Annotated in this window: 16 protein-coding genes; 6 read left to right on the top strand and 10 right to left on the bottom strand. The window is 43.3% G+C overall.

Features of this window, described 5'->3' with window-relative positions:
• Positions 1 to 786: 786 nt before the first annotated feature.
• On the bottom strand, positions 787 to 1668 hold the full coding sequence (locus J7E57_RS21260) for an RteC domain-containing protein (RefSeq protein WP_215125599.1): 882 nt from the start codon (positions 1666 to 1668) through the stop codon (positions 787 to 789).
• A gap of 185 nt (positions 1669 to 1853) precedes the next feature.
• Here J7E57_RS21260 and J7E57_RS21255 point away from each other — a divergent pair, with 185 nt between their 5' ends.
• Positions 1854 to 2456 (top strand): Crp/Fnr family transcriptional regulator, encoded by a 603-nt coding sequence (locus J7E57_RS21255; protein ID WP_215125598.1) that lies wholly within the window; start codon positions 1854 to 1856, stop codon positions 2454 to 2456.
• A gap of 304 nt (positions 2457 to 2760) precedes the next feature.
• Positions 2761 to 3642 carry a hypothetical protein gene (locus J7E57_RS21250; protein ID WP_215125597.1) on the top strand — a complete coding sequence of 294 codons (882 nt, stop codon included), beginning with the start codon at positions 2761 to 2763 and terminating at the stop codon, positions 3640 to 3642.
• Here J7E57_RS21250 and J7E57_RS21245 read toward each other — a convergent pair.
• Positions 3619 to 4503, bottom strand: a complete 885-nt coding sequence (locus tag J7E57_RS21245) for a nucleotidyl transferase AbiEii/AbiGii toxin family protein (protein WP_215125596.1) — start codon at positions 4501 to 4503, stop codon at positions 3619 to 3621. The genes J7E57_RS21250 and J7E57_RS21245 overlap by 24 nt on opposite strands.
• A gap of 6 nt (positions 4504 to 4509) precedes the next feature.
• On the opposite strand from J7E57_RS21245, the gene J7E57_RS21240 reads away from it, so the two are divergent.
• Positions 4510 to 6027, top strand: coding sequence for a TIR domain-containing protein (locus J7E57_RS21240; RefSeq protein ID WP_215125595.1), 1518 nt, complete (start codon positions 4510 to 4512; stop codon positions 6025 to 6027).
• Positions 6028 to 6321: 294 nt separating this feature from the next.
• On the opposite strand, the gene J7E57_RS21235 is transcribed toward J7E57_RS21240, so the two are convergent.
• The 5 genes from J7E57_RS21235 to J7E57_RS27510 all read right to left on the bottom strand — a co-directional run bounded on the left by J7E57_RS21235 (position 6322) and on the right by J7E57_RS27510 (position 11204).
• Complete coding sequence (locus J7E57_RS21235) at positions 6322 to 7770, bottom strand: hypothetical protein (RefSeq protein WP_215125594.1); 1449 nt, start codon at positions 7768 to 7770, stop codon at positions 6322 to 6324.
• 1 nt (position 7771) lies between these two features.
• Positions 7772 to 8836, bottom strand: coding sequence for a nucleoid-associated protein (locus J7E57_RS21230; RefSeq protein WP_215125593.1), 1065 nt, complete (start codon positions 8834 to 8836; stop codon positions 7772 to 7774).
• Positions 8837 to 9217: 381 nt separating this feature from the next.
• Positions 9218 to 9829, bottom strand: a complete 612-nt coding sequence (locus J7E57_RS21225) for an NADAR family protein (RefSeq protein ID WP_215125592.1) — start codon at positions 9827 to 9829, stop codon at positions 9218 to 9220.
• Positions 9819 to 10853 (bottom strand): hypothetical protein, encoded by a 1035-nt coding sequence (locus J7E57_RS21220; protein WP_215125591.1) that lies wholly within the window; start codon positions 10851 to 10853, stop codon positions 9819 to 9821. The genes J7E57_RS21225 and J7E57_RS21220 overlap by 11 nt, the downstream gene beginning before the upstream one ends.
• Before the next feature lie 111 nt (positions 10854 to 10964).
• Positions 10965 to 11204: a helix-turn-helix domain-containing protein gene (locus J7E57_RS27510; RefSeq protein WP_215125590.1), complete on the bottom strand. Its 240-nt coding sequence runs from the start codon at positions 11202 to 11204 to the stop codon at positions 10965 to 10967.
• A gap of 560 nt (positions 11205 to 11764) precedes the next feature.
• On the opposite strand from J7E57_RS27510, the gene J7E57_RS21210 reads away from it, so the two are divergent.
• Genes J7E57_RS21210 through J7E57_RS21200 form a run of 3 tightly spaced genes read left to right on the top strand, consistent with a single transcriptional unit; the run spans position 11765 to position 16861 of the window.
• The gene (locus J7E57_RS21210; RefSeq protein ID WP_215125589.1) at positions 11765 to 12346 is read left to right on the top strand and encodes a TlpA family protein disulfide reductase; all 582 of its coding nucleotides are present in this window, start codon (positions 11765 to 11767) and stop codon (positions 12344 to 12346) included.
• The gene (locus J7E57_RS21205) at positions 12343 to 15498 is read left to right on the top strand and encodes a SusC/RagA family TonB-linked outer membrane protein (protein ID WP_215125588.1); all 3156 of its coding nucleotides are present in this window, start codon (positions 12343 to 12345) and stop codon (positions 15496 to 15498) included. The genes J7E57_RS21210 and J7E57_RS21205 overlap by 4 nt, the downstream gene beginning before the upstream one ends.
• Before the next feature lie 10 nt (positions 15499 to 15508).
• Entirely contained in the window at positions 15509 to 16861 is a 1353-nt protein-coding gene (locus tag J7E57_RS21200; RefSeq protein WP_215125587.1) for a RagB/SusD family nutrient uptake outer membrane protein, read from the top strand.
• A 91-nt stretch (positions 16862 to 16952) separates the two neighbouring features.
• Here the strand turns inward: J7E57_RS21200 and J7E57_RS21195 are convergent, their stop codons facing one another.
• From J7E57_RS21195 to J7E57_RS21185, 3 genes are all read right to left on the bottom strand, one after another.
• Positions 16953 to 17300: a hypothetical protein gene (locus tag J7E57_RS21195; RefSeq protein ID WP_215125586.1), complete on the bottom strand. Its 348-nt coding sequence runs from the start codon at positions 17298 to 17300 to the stop codon at positions 16953 to 16955.
• 109 nt (positions 17301 to 17409) lie between these two features.
• On the bottom strand, positions 17410 to 17844 hold the full coding sequence (locus J7E57_RS21190) for a MauE/DoxX family redox-associated membrane protein (RefSeq protein WP_215125585.1): 435 nt from the start codon (positions 17842 to 17844) through the stop codon (positions 17410 to 17412).
• An 89-nt stretch (positions 17845 to 17933) separates the two neighbouring features.
• Positions 17934 to 18515: a Crp/Fnr family transcriptional regulator gene (locus tag J7E57_RS21185; protein ID WP_215125584.1), complete on the bottom strand. Its 582-nt coding sequence runs from the start codon at positions 18513 to 18515 to the stop codon at positions 17934 to 17936.
• Between the last annotated feature and the right edge of the window lie 238 nt (positions 18516 to 18753).

Genomic DNA, 18753 nt, shown 5'->3' with positions numbered 1-18753 from the left:
TTCGTCCTTTATTTTTCAGTTCTGCGAGCCAACTACATCGACATAGGATTTGTTAGCCTTATGTAAACTTTAGAGTATAGAGGCTGAGGAAAGTGCTATTGCGAAACACAAAAGAGAATGTAATTGAAGCCTTTTTTTTAAAACGTGGAATTAGATTTAATTTTTTGAAGATAGAGTAAAGATGCGATAAATCACGAAAAAGATATGCGCAAACGTTTGCCTATGGTTCCATTACGGTGTGGCCACATATACAACCTAAAAACTTTATATGACATATTTAAATCGTTTAGCATATATTTTAACAACAAATTAAAGCGAGAAAAATGACTCCTGAATAAGACAAACGTTTGCGCTATATTTGCCAAATTAACAAAAAGATGCTGTAAAAAAAGAGGCTTTAAAGTGTTCAATTTGAAAGCCGCCACCGTATTATGTTTTTCTGATCCTCTATTTATTCAGTGTTCTATCCAAAGGGAAACGCCAATTTTCTTTAAAATCAGAAAGAACGGAAATAGGCAAATAAAAACAGCTTAAAAGTTTGTAGCGTCCTTTTTCCTATTTTATTTAATTAAAGCCCAATCAGAACACATTTAAAATTTACTTTCATAAAACAGTAGGATCAGCGAGATTATGGCCATTGACTTATAGTACCATACAAGATAAAACAAAAACATTTCAGTATATTTGTTGGGTAAGGGGTGAGAGCCTTACATCCGGCGAAAGCCAGAGAGCGTTAATTTAGATTAGGGGTAATCATTCATTTGGTTATCCCTTTTTTCAAAACCACTACCTCCCCTTAACAGGATCAAAAGCATCCGCATCATCAAACTTTTTGTTCAGCCCCTCTTGCAACACCTCCAGAAAATGCGTCCTGCTCAACCGTTTCCGAGAACTGAGATCATCAAATCCCCGCTTAGGGATCCCTAGATCAATCTCAAAACACCTCCCCATCCGCTCAAAAAATTCCGTAATCCCTACCTTACCATTCTCGATCTGTCCCGATACAAACAGCGAATGCGCCAGCTCAATCAGGTTTACCTTCTCCCCCGTCCAGCGCATCCCGCCTACACGGACCGGCACAGCAGGCGTAACCGACCTGTCACCTAAGCCAATCCCGATTTCCAGCCCCGCAAGTTCAGCCAACAGCTCATCCCGCAAACGCTCTCCCGCCATAAACTTCGCCCAAAGATAACTCCATGGTGCAGCAAACTGTCCATCAGCATCCACACCCAGCCCTTCCAGCGCCACATCCCTTTTCCCTTCCCCTAAAAAATAAGCACCGTCCAGCCCTTCCATCCCCTGCCTGAAATACGCAAACTGCACCGGGGAGCGTAAAAAAATCTTCTGAACATAATTCAACTCCTCCCTAAGATATCCGATCACCTTTTCCCGCTCATCCACAGGCCTCCTCACATCCACAGCAAAACGGTCCGCCGCATAAACCTGCCAGCTATACACCCCCGGCCACACCACCTTAAAAAAATGAATCTCCTCTTCAACCGATCTAAAACCCTGCTCCAGCACCGCAGCCCTAAGCTCCGCCAAAGCCTCCCTTACCAACAGCACCACCCCGCGCATCTGCGCCAGCGGCATACTCTCCCGCCCATAAACCCCAGCCACAGCCTTCGCCACACGCTCCACAACCAAAATCATTTCTTCTTTTTCCATACCTTAATCCCTTTAACAAAAAATAAATAAACAGACAAAAGAGCACCAACCTATTATCAGAACAGCCATCTCCACACATACTAAAACCCACCACCCCAACGTTTTAAACAAGCATCCGTTCCGACAGGACAATATTAACCCGCAAAAAGAAAAAAATCATTGATCTGTGCCACAATCTACAGTTCATGGAAAACCTATTGCCAAATCAAACCGACCTGCTCGAAACCTTAAGCCAGATCGTACCCCTACCCTCCACCCTACAGCAGCGTATAAAAGACGAAACCCTCACCCAGAAATTCAAAAGAAAACACCTCCTACTCCAGCCCGGCGAAACCGCCAAAAGACTCTACTTCATCCAACAGGGACTCATCCGCACCTACTTCATCGACGAACACGGAAAAGAATGCACCACCTGGTTCATCGAACCCGGCCATCTCATCTACCCCAGCTACAGCTTTATCACCCAAAAACCCTCCTACGAATACATAGAAGTCCTTCAGGACAGCAAACTACAATCCCTGAGCTGGAACCAGATCAACAGCTACTACGCAGAATTCAAAGAAGCAAACCTACTCGGCAGGATCATTACCCAAAAGCACTACCTCCATAGCGAACAAAGAGCATATTTACTCCGGACCGCAACAAGCGAATACCGATACGAACTGCTCCTCAAAAAACACCCCAACATCGAACAGCAGATCACTCAAAACCACATCGCCTCCTACCTCGGAATCAGTCGCGAAACCCTAAGCCGGATCAGGAGAAAAAAACTAAAACGTGTCACATGACACAAAAACAGGCTTAATTACAAATGCAAAAATCTTACGAATTCATTCGGATTCGTTCCATTTAATAAAAATTAGGAGTCAAATACCCCTTCTGATAAAGTGATTCGTGGATATCTTTGTATATAACAAATTTGGAAATATCATTCAAAATCGTTATATTTACTGATGCAAAGCATATATGCTTTGCATCTATCTATAAAATAAAAATCCAGACCTTTTAATTTCAATAAGTATTTTGAATTATTCAAAAAAATATTTTAACTTTGCTAATGCAAAGCATATATGCTTTGCATTTATATGATTAATGGGTAGACCCAATAAGTTAAAAGAGGCATTGGAGGATATAATCCAATATTTTCAGGGGTACCCCCTGAAAGCATTTACTTATAAAAGACTTCAGACAGTAATCGATAACGTAAAGTCATCGTGGGACATCCCTTACAACCGCAGAGCGAAAGATATTATCGCTTTTTTGGTAAAGCAAGAACTTTTTTTAGAGACCCGCTTAACTCAAGAGCATAGTCATGGATTCATCGTTTATGGATGGAGAACGAAGGATGAATTCACGATAGTGTCCGGAATAAAAAAAGATGCCTATTTCATGTACTATTCCGCGCTCTTTCTACATGGCCTTACCCAGCAATTGCCAAAGACATACTATCTCAATAGCGAGCATTACAGTCAGCAAAGAAGTGGAAGCAGCCAAAATAAACTAACCCAGGAGGGAATTGATGCATCATTCTCTAAAGACCAGCGCAAAAGCGAACTGGTTTATTTGCTGGAAAGCAAACGAATTATCCTTACAAACACCAAAAACACCGATCGCCTGGGCGTGATGCAAAACCACAATGATTCTCAGCTCTTTTACTATACGGATTTGGAGAGAACCTTAATCGATTGCGTTGTCAGGCCAGCTTACGCAGGTGGGGTATTTGAGATACTCGAAGCCTACAAACTAGCGAAGGGAAAAATCAATACCCAAAAGTTATATGATTATCTCCAAAAACTAGATTATACTTATCCCTACGCCCAGTCCATAGGCTTCTACCTTGAAAAAGCAGGCTATCCCGAAAGCGATCTAAAACTTTTTGAGCTAAAAAGTGAATTTCAGTTTTACCTTACCTACAATATGAGAAACAAAGAATATAGCAATCGCTGGAAGTTATTTTTTCCCCGTGGCTTTTGAATGTAAGTTTCCGGCAATGTCCAAAACAAATTGAAAATAATAGTCAAATTCCTTGGGCTTTTCCCTTACATCAATTGTATCCAAAACAGAATCCCAGCTCTGACGGTGAAGTTCATATTGATCATTGAGACTTAAGAGATAATCCAGAGGGACTTTTTTGGCATCAAAAATACTGGTTAAAATACCCAAATCTTCATCGGAATCAAACTTGAGGTTAAATGAAGATACCAGGTTATGAATATCATAAAAATCCCTGGCCCTGGACTTCGAGGTCATGCTATACACAATATCCCTATAAGAGGGATTTTGTTGGCAAAGCGCCCTATATTTTTCAAGGGCCAACATCTCGGGAGAATAAACATAGACAATAGTCCCTTCAAAATCCTTTGCCCGCTTATCCGCCACGTATTCGTATTTGCTGATGTCCACCTCAAAAACAGTAGAATTATTGCCGCTGATAGGAATAGCCTCCCTAACACATTTGACCACATCCCCTTCCAGCGCAGAGAAGCGTTCAGAAGAGATTACTTTAAAATAAATCTTATAGCCACCCCAGAAATCCTTAACCTCTTCCCTGATATTTTTAGGCTTATCAATAAAGCGCACATCGATCACCTGAAGGCCATGCTTATTAAACTCTGAATTGAGGATATAATCAATCTGATTGCGAACATAACCAATTTCCTTTTCGGTAAAATCCTTTTCCATCGAAAAGTCAATATCAATACTACCCCGGTTAGATAGATCATATAAAAGATCAATTGCATTTCCACCTTTAAGCACCAGCAGAGCCATAAGGACTTCATCGTTTAAAAGTGCAGTAATAGTAAGCCGTTTTATCTGATCGAGTGTCTGTGCCATACTAACTTGGATTTCTCTAAAGATGGGGAATTTTATTTAAAGGTTGACATTTTAACCCATCATCCGGCTACCGAAGTAGACTGGATCATGTTAAAACTAAAGAGCGATAGATTGAATGACACCAAAAATACATGCGAACACATAACCCACATCTGTTATAAAAATATTTACAGTATTATTGTCAATAAAAAACTATTGAAAATATTCTTACAATATAGCTGGGATAGCGAGCCCCATAAGAAATGGGTACTGGAACTAGCCAACAGGCTTACCTCCGATGGCGTTGACCTGTGTTTTGACCGTTACGACCTCAAGGTCGGCTCAAATAATCTTCACTTTATGGAACAGATCGAATCTTCCCAAAAAGTAATTTTGATTATGTCCAGTGGATACAAGATAAAGGCGGATGCCAGATCTGGGGGAATTGGATATGAATATCAGATCATGTCAAGTGAGATCGCAGCCGAGCTGGCCTCAAACCAAAAATTCATTCCCATATTAAGAGACGGTAATCCTGAAATATCCATACCCAGAATCCTGCGCCCATTTTTATATCTGGATATGCGGGAAGATAAACGCTTTGAGCAACAGTACCTTGAACTCTTACACCTGATTTATGATGAACCCATGATCATAAAACCCAAACTCGGAAAAAAACCATTATTGGGCCAGATGTTGACCTCATCCAAGAAAACCGAGCAGCAACGCCAACTCGAGATCTCCAAAAGGGTACATGATATTGTAGCCAACCGACTTTATCAGGTTATGGCAAAAATCGAGGGTAGCATAGAAACAGACCGTGAACAGATACTTGATAGCATAGAGGATATTTATGAAAGGTCAAGGGACATCTCTTACGACAGATCTGAATTCATAGAACCCGAATTTCATGAAACTCTCAATAAGCTGCTACGCTCATTCGCCGATGAAAAAACCAGCGTACTGCTATCAGGCAACACTTCAGCGATTTGGAGCGGCGTAGGCAAAAGCACACAGTATCAGATAAAAACGATCATGCAGGAACTCATGATCAATATGAAAAAGCATAGTAAAGGAACAGCAGTAAGCTGGCGCTTTGAACGTGCAGGTGAGCGAATCCGGGTTCTCTACAGCGACAATGGGATAGGAATGAAAAAAGGTCAAAGCTTCAAAAATGGACTCAACAATGTTATAAACCAACTGGATGCAATTGGCGGCAACATTGACTTTGACCTGGGAGAAGAAAATGGACAAACAATTGACTTCTCATTTCCATCCTCGACCAGTCAAATTAATAAGGAATGGAATAGAAGCAGCAAACACTCAAATGCACAAATTGAATGGAGCGAGATCGACATTATGATAATCACCCTACTCTCCCAGGGAGTAGCCCAAAAGAATATGCCAAAAATCCTGCAATCAAAAAACATATCACCTTCTGGATTAAGCAGTATAGAAAAGCGGCTGGCTCACCTAAAATCCAGGCTATCTATACACAACAACGCGCAGCTGGTGAGTTACTGTAAAAATCATGGTATAATTTAATTTTAAAAATTTGCCTAACCGATACAGTTTTTTCTTTTCCGTATCGCATGATGAGTTTCAGATCAGCTAAAAGTGCAACAAGCACTCATCATCAACCCAGTGCCTTCCCCACTAAATGTCGAGTGAAATGATGACGGTAGATATCAAAATAACATATAAATCAATCACCCTTTATTGGGATTCCGATTTTTCGAATTTTACTCGACGAATTTCAGGTCGTACTTTAACTTTAGTAGTACGGCTCATATTTGTCCGAAGACCTCTGGGTTAAATCGCACACCCTACTTCCAGCGCTTAGTGCTTTATAAAATGTGCGCGAAAATACGAGGGGAAATAAAGGCAGGCCAGTGAGATGAGGATGTAACATAGGGCAACGGTGGGATAAACAATGTAAAGTGAGATTCTTCTCCCCTTTAGCGAAAGGAAAACATGGTCCTTAAAGTCTTTCTCGGAAATATAATCCTTTGCGGCGCGTTTCCAGTAGAGCAATTCTTTTTTGCTCACGCTGACATCAAAGATATCCACAACGGATTGCATCAGGATGGAAAACATGTAATAGGCAGAAAGGACATAAAAAACGACATCGAGCAACTTGATGTTCTCTAGCTTAACACTGTCGGAAAATTTGGTAAAAATGGTAAAACCCACCAATACAATGGCAGCAAGTAAATCACGAAGAAAATTGCTTAATAACGTGCGAACCTTGAGCGCGTAGAGATCAGACTGACCCTTTAAATCCTTTAGCAAATCACGGAGCTCCTTTAAGTAGGCATCCTTGCGTTCGATGATGACAAAATTGTAACGCTGTTGCGCCTGCTCAAAGGCGGGCGAGATATGTTCCATCAGGTTTTCGATCAGCCCCTTTTCCTGGTCTAGATCCAGCCCTAGCCTTTCGCTAAAGAGTTTCTTGCGGATAGTAACCTTGTCCTGGTATACCCAGATGATCAAATCAGTCAGCCTGCGATAAAAGGTGTCGGTTAGAGTTAAATTTGGTGTATCCATGAGCTTCATGGGCAGGCGCTTTACCCCTTCCACGATGAGCTTCTGGGAGCTGTAGAATTCGTGAACCAGAGCAATGGCCATACTGCTCGCCCCCTTTTTCATCACCTCGTTGGCCATCAAGGAGCTAAAATCCCCACTGGTAAGTACGTAACGCTCCGGCTCTGCACTAAAGGCATTGTCTGTGACAAAATGTACGTGCTCCTGGATCTGTGCCGCTTTAGGAAGTCCGCGTATCGCAGGGTAGGTCAAGGTATCTAGACCTGCCCTTGGCGGAAGGAAATAAAGGGTAGAATTTCCAAAAGGTGCTTTGAGTCCGTTGATGAGAACCTTCAACTTGGCATAGCTGCTCAAGGGCTCATCGGAATTGAACGGCCCAACTGCCTTCAGCCAGCTCAGACAATGTGCTGAGGAAAAGAAGAAGTTATAAAAAAAACCATCTTCCTGCGCCATTTGATACAGGATGCTCTTATTGAGGTGTATGGTCCAGTACTTGTAGACAAAGCCAAATTCACGGGCCTCCTCCAAGTCTTCACTATTATAGTACTGACCGTCGAGCTCAAGGCGGGGCATTGCGGAAAGGCCTGCCTGTCCTAAGGTCTTAAGAAAAGATAGCGCCCAGGGATAAAAGTTCGGAAAAGCCACGCCGCCGATCTTTAGTGATCCCCACTGCTCTTCTAACTGATCGTATCTCCTGTCAAGTTGATCGAGGGATCCCAAGATTTTAATAACGTGATCAAACATATTACCTCCCCTTATCGATATTTCTTATTTCACTGGTACGAATGACAATCTTCAGCATGCCCTCACTATCTCGTTCATTGTCCTTTGGTAGCTGCAGATTGGAGTCCCTCGCATCTCCTTCCCATTCCAGCTTGAGACCTTCGGCAGTTTGGCGAATGTTTTTAGTGGTTGATGAACTCAGCGTGCTCTTTGAAGGCTTAAAGGATTGTCCAGAGATGCCAATATCGTCAAGGAATGCCTTCAGGGATTTGGTCAGTCGATCCTTGCGGTCAGCATCCTCATCCATGATCACCTGGTCGATAAATTCCTTGGTCTTGAATATGGTAGCATTCGCCAGGTAGCTAACCGCCCGGGACTTATAAGAAGAACTCTCCTGGTCGGGATCAAGATCCATCTGGTTCATCATCGCCCACCTACCAACGCCTCTGAAAGCCTTTTTGGTTAACGTAGTGGCGGTCTCTATTGGAATAACACCCAGGAACTTGGCGAAATATTCGGTAATGCCGGCCTCTGCACTTCTTACCGAGCGGTCGGTGGCCAGCACCTGCCAGACACGGTCCCCGGAGATATCAATGATGGCTGCTTTCTGGATGGCCTTTTTATCCTCCACAAATGTATTCTTGATCTCTTCCAGCGCAGCCCGGTTGCGGCTGACTTTGTAATGGTAGACTATTTGATTGTCGAGCTTGAGCAAAAAGACCAGTTTTGACTTCCCGGAACTAACCAGGGCGGTGATGAGTACACCATCCTTAGTATTCTTGCTGTGCTGCGCCTGAAAGGCATAGGTGATCTTTTTAGAGGCATGGAGAAAATTCCCTTCAGCATCTTCAAGCAGGTCATTACAGTTTCGGAACAACTCTGACTGATCTGGATCGGCAAACTTGAACTGGGTGCCTTCGGAAACTTCCACAAAGCGTTTTTTAAAAAAGTCGAGTTGAACTGCGGTCAGGGTAATCTCATCGAGGTAAAGAGGTACAAGCTCTTCCTGGATGATAATATGGAAAATGAATTTTTCAATGACGAAGGATTGTTTTTCAGCTTCGGTGAGTACACTTTCTTTTGGCATGTTAATTTAGATTATGATTTGAACGTTGAGAATTAGTTACAATATAGGCGAAAATTTGTGGACCATATCGATAGTTGTTATTTTTCGTTAAAATATTTACCTCCTGTTTCAGCGCACTTTGCTGAAGACCGTGTGATAAAAAGAAAGCATTTTTATCTCTTGAATGTCCCCTGCTGCACTGGTTTCTTATTACAACGATCCAAGTTATTTAATTCTACTTGAGTTTTATTACGGGAAACCAGAATATACTTAATTTTAGGTAATTTTAAACAATCGAAGATCATCGATACGTTGGCAGGCAAAACAAGTGCAGGTTCGAAGGCTTGAGCTTTTTTTAGGCCACCTACGGGACGAAATTCATGAGAACAAGTAATTTGGTAACTATATATCAAGTTTGTTTACTACGTTTTTGTAATTTATATAATTACTTATTATTTGCAAGTCATATTCCAAAAGAAAAAAATTATCTATACTGGGTTTATCTATAATATTTATTTCAGTTTCCTGAAGTTTTTCTCTTAGCTCCATCAACAATCTACCAAGTGCATTAACTCCTTCATAGTAATCGCCACAGTCAACTGCCCCCCAAACTTTATCTGTGTCCGTGTATTCCACGATAGGCATATTTTTCGTAGATAATAATATTTCAGAAAATTTTTTTAAATTCTGCTGAAGTTTTATTTGTAAACAAAAGCGCATTATCTTAAATCTTACCGAATTCCAATCTGATCTTTCGGACCTGATGTGCAGGCGCGAGATTTTCTTAGCATACATAGGGCTTGAAGCGTTCAAAATTCTCTTCTGAATATCAAACTGCTTTGGGTATTTACATGCTTGATATAAATTTTCAATATTACCTATGATTAGGTTACCAATCCTAACAGGAAAACCAGGAGCCATATTAGATAGGCCACCTAACTCTCCTTTTGTACTACGAAATGTAATACATTCTCCTTTTAGGTATCTTCTAATTTGATTCTTTTTATCTTCCACGGTTTGCTACAGAGAACAAAGGTATCCAATTATGGTTTTCCCACCAATAAATTATTGGGCATGTGTTAGAAATATTCCTCCATGTGAATGCGTGACTTCCAGTTCCAAAAGTTTTATAACTAGGATATCCAAATCCAAGCGGACGAGTAGATGGACTCAAATTTTCAGCTCTTGATAAAATTTCAATACCTTTGTTCAGTAGAATTTGTTCATAACGATTTCTATTCTCAGTGGAAGAGTAAAACTCCTCCTTCCCTGGTCTCTTGTTGTCACGATAAGCATATTTCTCATGGTTTCCAGCTTCCAAGGATTGTAAATATTTCTCCCAATGATCGCAGTCGTCTGGTTTAATAGGATAGGCGTGATTAAATTTCGGATTACTATTATAATAGTTTATCCGTGGATCATTCTCTATTTCATGAACTCTATGGAAATTTAATGAGCTAAAAACTCCTCCAAAGTCCTGAGAAAGACCATATTTAACAATTTTATAGCCCCATGTATGTAGAAAGAAAAAGATTGGTATGAGTTTGATGCCTTGATTTTGAAATTCCTGATTTCCATAGGCTAAAACCTCTTTTTTAATATCTCTTTTAAAGGTACCCCCAGAAGCTAAAACATCATCAACATAAATCCAAAACTTGATGTTATCAGTATTACTAGTATTAATTGAAAAGCCAAATTGTTTCATGCAAATTTCTGTCAGGAATTCCAACAACTTAGTTTGACTTTTCTCTTCTGACTGACAACTTAGGAACCTCGAATCGTTTAGAAAGGACTTAATATCATCATATTTGTTGTATTTGGCCAGATAGTCAAAAATCTGTTCAAATTCACGAACTACTAATTCTTTCGAAATATAGGATTTAGGAAGAATATGATACAATTCTTCTAAGATAAACTGTCGATCATTCTCATCGAATTGATCTACCCAACGTAAGACGTGATCCTTATCTATAAAAATTTCATCATCGTTGCGATAGTCCTTTATTAAATTAACTATGAGAGCTGCTAATTCATCCATTTATTTATATCATTTAAATTTTACTTTAGGCATCTAATCATAGTTCCTAACATTGAGAAGCCTGCCTGATGCTTTTTTATTCTCCCCCCTTCATATTCATTAGACCTCATATTATTCTTGACTTTCTGGGTAAGACTTAATTATTTCCTCTAAATTTGTTCTTAGTGCTTTACAAACCTCCAATAGTGTTGACAATAAATAATCTGCCTTTGCATTTTCGATTCGACTAATCTTTGCCCTATTCACACTGCAATAACTAGCTAGTTCATCTTGAGACCAACCAAGCTGGTTGCGCAAAAACTTCACATTTTTACCTATTTGAATATAAAGATTTTGAAACTCCACTTTCATTTGAGAAAGTTGCCATAATCTGAAAAATAAAAACGTGTCAATATTGACACATATCGATTTTTTTTTATACCTTTATAATATTGATTAGCAGTTATTTCTTTTAATGCTGGTGATTAAAATAATTTATTTGGCATTTATTTCAACGAAGCCTTGCTACAATAGACCTAGGAATCTTAAAGCACGTAAGGCAATAGGTGAGTGATATGCCCATTTTCTATATATTTGTAGAAATGGGCCACTCTCCGTATTGCGTGCTTTTGAACTTCGGTTCAATCCCTTCCTAGGGGGTATTGTAGCATACGGAGGGTGGCCCATTACATACTCCTTCTTAACTTTATTGCTTAATGTCATAATTACAAAAGCAATGAAAAATATACCCAAAAATTTATTAAAGTTTCTTATCGCACTAATCATCTGTGCCCCTGAATAGTCCCACTAAACCAGGCGGGGCCGCCATGCCTATCGGTTAATGATCCAATAATTTCTACATGGCCCCCGTCCTGGTTTTTAACACCGCCAACCAGCGGTAATTTCCTTATCAACCAATCAAAACAACCAACATGAAAAAAACAGCAAAATACCTTGCACTGGCATTGCTATGCCTGAATTTCCGGCAAAACGCCACCGCACAGGACAACCTAACCATCCAACCCATCCGCGTCGGCGACAAACTGCCCGCATCCTTCTGGACACAACCCCACCAGATCTACCACAACGGCAAAACCACCACACAGACCCTGGAAGCCTATAAAGGAAAACTATTGATCCTGGATTTCTGGGCCACCTGGTGCAGCAGCTGTATCGTAAAATTCGCCTCGACCGACAGCCTCCAGAAAATCTACGGAGACCGGCTGGCCGTCATCCTTGTCAATGCCAAAAACACCAGCGATACCCCCGAACGCACCGCAAAAACAATGAAAAGATTTAACGACGAACTCATCACCGTAACAGGCGATACCATACTGACCAAACTTTTCCCGCACCGCGTCATCCCCCACTATGTCTGGATCCAATCCGGTCAGCTCAGGAGCATCACCGGCTCCGAACTGATGACCGAACAAAGCATTCTCGCTTCAATGGAAAGAAGGGAAATATTGGATAAAAAGCGTGAACAGCGGTTAAAGAAAGTAGGTAAAAAATGATAAAGGCAATATTGTTTATCTGTACGGCACTGCTTGCCGTGCAGACCCTGCATGCCCAGAACACCCTAAAAGGAAAAGTAACAGACCTGCAGACCGGAAAAAGCATGCGTGCCAACATAACCATCCCGGCCTTAAAAATAAAAGCACAAACCGATTCCGCAGGATTTTTTGAGCTAGCGGTAGCAAAAGGTCCCTGGAACCTCAGGATTTCAGCGATCGGCTACAGAACGGTCGACACCCTGATCAAACAACCCAACCAAAACCTCAGCTTCAGCCTGCTTCCCGAAAGCTACTACCTCAAGGATGTCACCGTCAGCACCGGATACCAGCAGGTCAAACGGGAAAGGCTCACCGGTGCCTACCAGCAGATTGACACCAAAACCCTGAACGAACAGGTCAGCACCAATATACTCGACCGGCTAGAAGCGGTCGGAAACGGCCTGACCATTGATCGTACCACCACCGGAGGACGCATCACCATCAGGGGCTTGAGCAGCATCAGCGGGCCAAAGGATGTGCTGGTTATACTGGACAATTTTCCCTATGAGGGTGACCTTTCCAACATCAACCCCAACGATGTGGAGAGCATCTCCATCCTGAAAGATGCCGCAGCCACATCGATCTGGGGAAGCCGTGCGGGCAACGGGGTCATTGTGATTACCAGTAAAAAAGGGCGCTACAACAGCAGGTTAACTATTTCTGCAAACGCAGTAAGCACTTTCATCCAAAAACCGGACCTCTATAAAATCCCCCAGATGAGCGTTTCGGATTATATCGATGTGGAACAGTTCCTCTTTGATCAGGGCGCCTATCTATCGGATTACAATTCCCCTGCCCATGTAGGCCTAAGCCCGGTAATCGAAGCGCTTTATGATCCGAACCTCAATACCACCCAGAAAAAAGCCGTGATCGACGGGTTCAGGCAACATGACGTGAGGGATGATTTTAACCGTTATTTCTACAAAACAGGGATCAACCAGCAGTACAGTATACAACTGGCCGGAGGTGGAGAAAAATACGGCTGGACCGCAAGTGCAGGCTATGACCGCAACAGCAGCGATCTGGGCGCAACGTTCAACCGGCTCAACCTCAGGTACGGGCTGAACATCACCCTGCTTAAAAACCTAAAGGCCGACATCTCCATGGCCTATACCGGCTCGGATTCCAAAAGCGGAAAGACCGCATTCGGTATGGTCAACGCCCATAAAGGGAGCCTCTATCCCTACGCAAAGCTGGCCGATGACAACAGAAATGCCCTGCCCATTGCACAGAACTACCGTTTGAGCTACCTGTCCACGCTGGACAAACGGCTACTGGACTGGAAATATTATCCCCTGACCGAAGATGAACACAACACCCTTACTTCCAGGCTGGATGACATCAACATCAATACCGGACTATCCTATAACTTTAAAGGGATCGACCTTAAATTCCTCTACCGGTTCGAACGCCAGACCACAGCATCAGAAACCCTGCAGGACCTGGGCAGCTTTACCACCCGGAACTGGATCAACAGTTTCACACAGATTTCCGGCACCACCTTGAGCTATCCTTTCCCCATGGGCGCGATAGACATCAAAAACAACAGCATCCTTACCGCTAACGACCTCAGGCTCCAGGCATCATACACCAAACGTTTCTCCAGGCATGGAATTGAAATGCTGATCGGCGGGGAACAGCGCGAAAGGGCGGATAACGGAAATACCAACCGCTTTTATGGCTATAACCCGGAACTGCTGACCTCCGTCCCTGTGGATTATGTCAACCGTTACCCCAACTATATCTCGGGCAATCTGGCCTTCATACCCAACGGCGCTGGCCTATCGGGCACCAACAACAGGTACCTCAGCCTGTTTGGCAACCTCACCTACGATTATGATGGAAAGTACTTTCTTTACGGCAGTGCCAGGCGGGATGCCTCCAATCTTTTCGGACTGAACACCAACGATAAATGGAAACCGCTCTGGAGCCTGGGCAGCGCATGGGTAATATCCAGGGCAGATTTTATGAAAGATGTCCCTATCGGATTTTTAAAGGTCAGGGCCAGTTTTGGCTACAGTGGGAATGCAGATCCGACCAAGGTCGCGCTGACCACGATCAGCTATTCCGATCCGAGGGCATTCACCAGGCTTCCCTTTGCCACGATCAACAGGTTCTTTAATCCCGACCTGAAGTGGGAGACCGTACAGACCTTAAACCTTGGCCTGGATTTCAGACTGCTCAAGGAAAGGATCAGCGGCTCACTGGACTTTTATGTAAAAAAGGGCAAAGACCTTTTCAGTTCCGTTCCTGTGGACTATACTACGGGCATAGGCGCTACGGTAATCAGGAATGTAGCCTCGATGCGCGGAAGCGGCGTGGACCTCAACCTGAACACCCTCAATTTCAAAGGTGAATTTGCCTGGGAAACCAATCTGAACCTGAGCACCAACCATGACCGTATCACGGATTTTTACAGGGCACCCACTACTGCCGGTAACTTTATCGGCGGCTCGGTACGCATCTCTGGCCTTGTGGGCAGTCCCGTTTATTCTATTTTTTCATATCGGTCCCCTGGACTGGACAGTACTGGAGATCCTATCGGATATATCAATGGTGTTCCCAGTAAGGATTACAACCAGATTACCCGATCGGAAACCAACCTAGACGACCTGAAATTCAGCGGTTCCGCGCTGCCCACGTTTTTTGGGAACTTGCAGAACAGGTTCAGCTACGAGGGATTTTCCCTTCAGGTGGCCATCAGTTTTAAGGCAGGTTATTACTTCAGGCGCAGCTCCATTGATTATGGTGCCCTGGTCTATTCCGTGGACGGCCATCCGGATTTTGCCCAGAGGTGGCAGAAACCGGGCGATGAACTGATCACCAATGTCCCTGCGTTCAGGTACCCGGTAATCGGCGACAGTGATAACTTTTACACCTATTCTGAAGTCCTGGTTGAAAAGGCCGATCACATCCGCCTTCAATATATCAACCTTGCCTATAGCCTCCCCAAAAAGATCCTGGGCAGGACGATCAGGTCCTGTGAAGTATTTGCGAACAGCACAAACCTTGGGATTTTATGGTCTGCCAATAAAAAAGGGATCGACCCGGAATACCAGGACGGCATATTGCCGCCCAAAACGCTTTCAGCAGGAATCAGAATCAATTTTTAACCAAACCGTTATGAAACCGAATATTTATACCCTTACAGCCATCCTGTTATTATCCATAGCCATGGGCTGCAAAAAATTCCTTGACGAAAAGCCGGACCAGAAACTTTCCACGATCCAAACCCTTGGTGACATGCAGGCACTGCTGGACAATTATCCTCATATGAACCAGAGCGATCCCTCCATGGGCGAATCCTGTGCCGACAATTATTTTATTACCGATGCGGTATACAACGCGCGGAACGAATATGACCGGAACCTTTATACCTGGGCACCGGAAAGGGTCAGTGCCCCAGCGGCAAACGCCTGGCGTGATGCTTTTACCCAGGTAAACATTGCAAACAATGTATTAAAGGCAGTCGAAGAAAGGGGCCCAACAATCACCGATAAACAAAAACTGGCCAACATTAAAGCGCAGGCACTCTTCTTTAGGGGAAAATCCTTTTTGAATGTGGTCGGTATCTGGGCCATGCCCTATGATCCTTCCACCGCAGGGATACTTCCCGGCATCCCTTTAAGAACGGACCCCGACTTCAATGTTCCTTCGGTGCGTGCAAACCTCTCGGAGAGCTATGCCAGGATCATCGCTGATCTTCAGGAGTCGATCGCTGGCCTCCCACTAAAAGACATTATCCAGACCAGGCCATCCAAAGCCGCAGCCTATGGCATGCTAAGCCGAACCTATCTTCAGATGCGGGAATATGTAAAGGCAGGAAACTATGCAGACAGCTGTATACAGATCAACAATGTTTTATTGGACTATAATTCCCTGAATGCAACCGCCAATTTCCCTTTTGTAGCCTTCAATTCCGAAGTTTCCTATGAGGGAATGGCCAATCCCGGTGGACTGATCCCCCAGTCGCGGGCGATGGTGAGCATGGAATTATATAGCCTATATGGACCGAATGACCTGCGGAAAGCCCTGTTCTTTAAAGTCAGCGGAACTGGCTACCTCTTCAAAGGCAGTTATGAAGGAACCGGAAACTATTTTAATGGTATATCTACCAACGAAGTATTGCTTACCCGCTCCGAGTGCAGGATCAGGAACGGAGATATCGGAAAAGGATTGGACGACCTGAACCAGTTGCTCCGCTACCGTTATAAAACCGGAACCTTTACTCCTTATGCCAACCTTAGCAGAGAACAGGCCCTAATCCTGATCAAAACAGAACGGAGAAAAGAACTGGCTTTTAGGTGCCTAAGGTGGGCCGATATCAGAAGATACAACCAGGAAGGCGACAACATCGTACTGAAAAGAAGCGTGAACGGCAAGGAATATCTTTTGCAGCCGAACAGCCTCTTATATGCACTGGCGATCCCGGAGGATGTGATCAAGCTCAGTGGTATGGAACAGAACGCGAGATAAAAAAAAATAAAAAAAGGGAGTGCTTTCGCACTCCCTTAATGCAGGCGCCGGGCATCCGTCCCCAGCCTGCATACTCCACAAAAAGAATCCGTTAAGGTTCAATCTTTGTGGAATAGGCATCCCCTGTAAGTTCCCCAACGGTATCGTAATTTTCTTCAAGATAATCGTCAAGATCCTGTTGGGTGGTAACATTATCAGGCACAGCGATCACACATGGGATATCATCACCTGTATCACAGCTTACCTCATCAGGGTCACCAGTAACTGGAAGATATTGGAAACCATTCAGGGCATCCGCTGAATCGTCTGAATCCAGTCTCCAGTAGGCATCAGCCCTTTTTTCCTTCACAGGCGTAAAGCCACTCTGAAGGGCAATCAGACCAAAGCCCAATAAAACTGCAAAAACACTTACATTCATTTTTTTTAATAGATTTTTCATAATATTTCCTGCTTTGTTGCTTTGAAAAAACAGGCGAAAAAGTTTGGTTAAAAAATTGATTAGTTTAAGAGGAGATGGAAAGGGGTGCACTGTGCACCCCTGACCGAAATTATTGACCTGACTTTCCCCGCCTCCTTTCCTTAAATGTTAGGATCAGCCCATACAGGGAAAGCCCAAAGAAAACCAGGTTGAAAACAAAATGCTGTTTCCAACCCATTTTCCGGAGCACTCCTCCGCAGGAACAAGGAATATTGGAATAGAGATGTAAAAGTGCACCAAGGATATACAGTGTAAATACCGCCATTAAAACCGTGGAGAGCAAAAAGCCATACCGCCTGGTAGAAGGGAAAGCCAGCAGTGCTACCACTAAAAGCTCCGATAGCGGAATACCGATAAGCAATGCCGGCAGAAACAGCTGTGGAAAAACCTGCCTACCGAGTTCAGCACGGAACCTATCCAGTTCATAAAGCTTGCTCCCGGCTGTATAAACAAACAACACAATAAGTGCTGCCCCTGCAACATTTAAAATTACCCTATTTTCCATTGTTACCTGATTGTAGGGTAAAGTTCTGCACCGTAAAAAGAGATTTTGCCCAAATTTTTGGGTTCTTTTAATTTCCTATACAATTAAGTTCAGGCGTTAAACCGGTTAAAACCATCATCCTTAATCCCCAGGAAAATTGCGATATCCTTATGCTTGGCCACATTGAAAAGCTCCCGATGGAGATTGTAATATTTCAGGTACCGTTCTTTTGAAGACAGCAAAATCAGATCGCTAGCATACGCGGACCTCTCCATTTCACATTTCGCACGCATCCGCTCAATAACAAGCTCCATATCCCATGACCGATCTTTGAGCCTGAGCAGTCCGGCATAAGAAAGTTCCAGCATGGTACAATCTGTTATCGCCTCAATATGGGTGAACGAAGGTTGCCTGCTAAAAAGGAAAGGGCTTCCAAAAAGAAAATCAGCAGTAAACCAGAACCAGGTCGTACGGCTGGTCCCGGTATCGGGATCAATGGTAATCTCCCGTGCAAATCCTTTTTGCAGGAACCATATCCTGGAAGAGCGCGTACCTGCTTTCTGTACCAGTTCACCCCTGTTATACCTGACGGGTACAAGCGATGACCTGAGCTGTTCTATTTCTGAGGGCGTTGGGCGGTAATGCTCACCGAAAGTGGCCAATAAGGCTTCTAGTTCGCTATGGGAAACCATGCAATGTGTTTTTGCTCAGAACAATCTACCGTTACTTTTCACTTCGCAAAAAAGGGGAACCCTGCTCCCCTTTCCCGCATCCAGGACTTTTAAAGTCCGCAAAAAAGAACGAACATTGAAATGACCGGTTAATAAATCAATAATTTCTGGACGTAATTTACTTTCAGGTCTTGGGGGTATTCAAGTTTTTTATGCAGGAGACACAAATCCATATACGAACGACAGAAATCGAAGGGTT

Origin of the sequence: Pedobacter sp. ISL-64 (assembly GCF_018613605.1) — a bacterium.
GTDB lineage: Bacteria > Bacteroidota > Bacteroidia > Sphingobacteriales > Sphingobacteriaceae > Pedobacter.
This window is presented reverse-complemented; position numbering and strand designations above follow the sequence as displayed.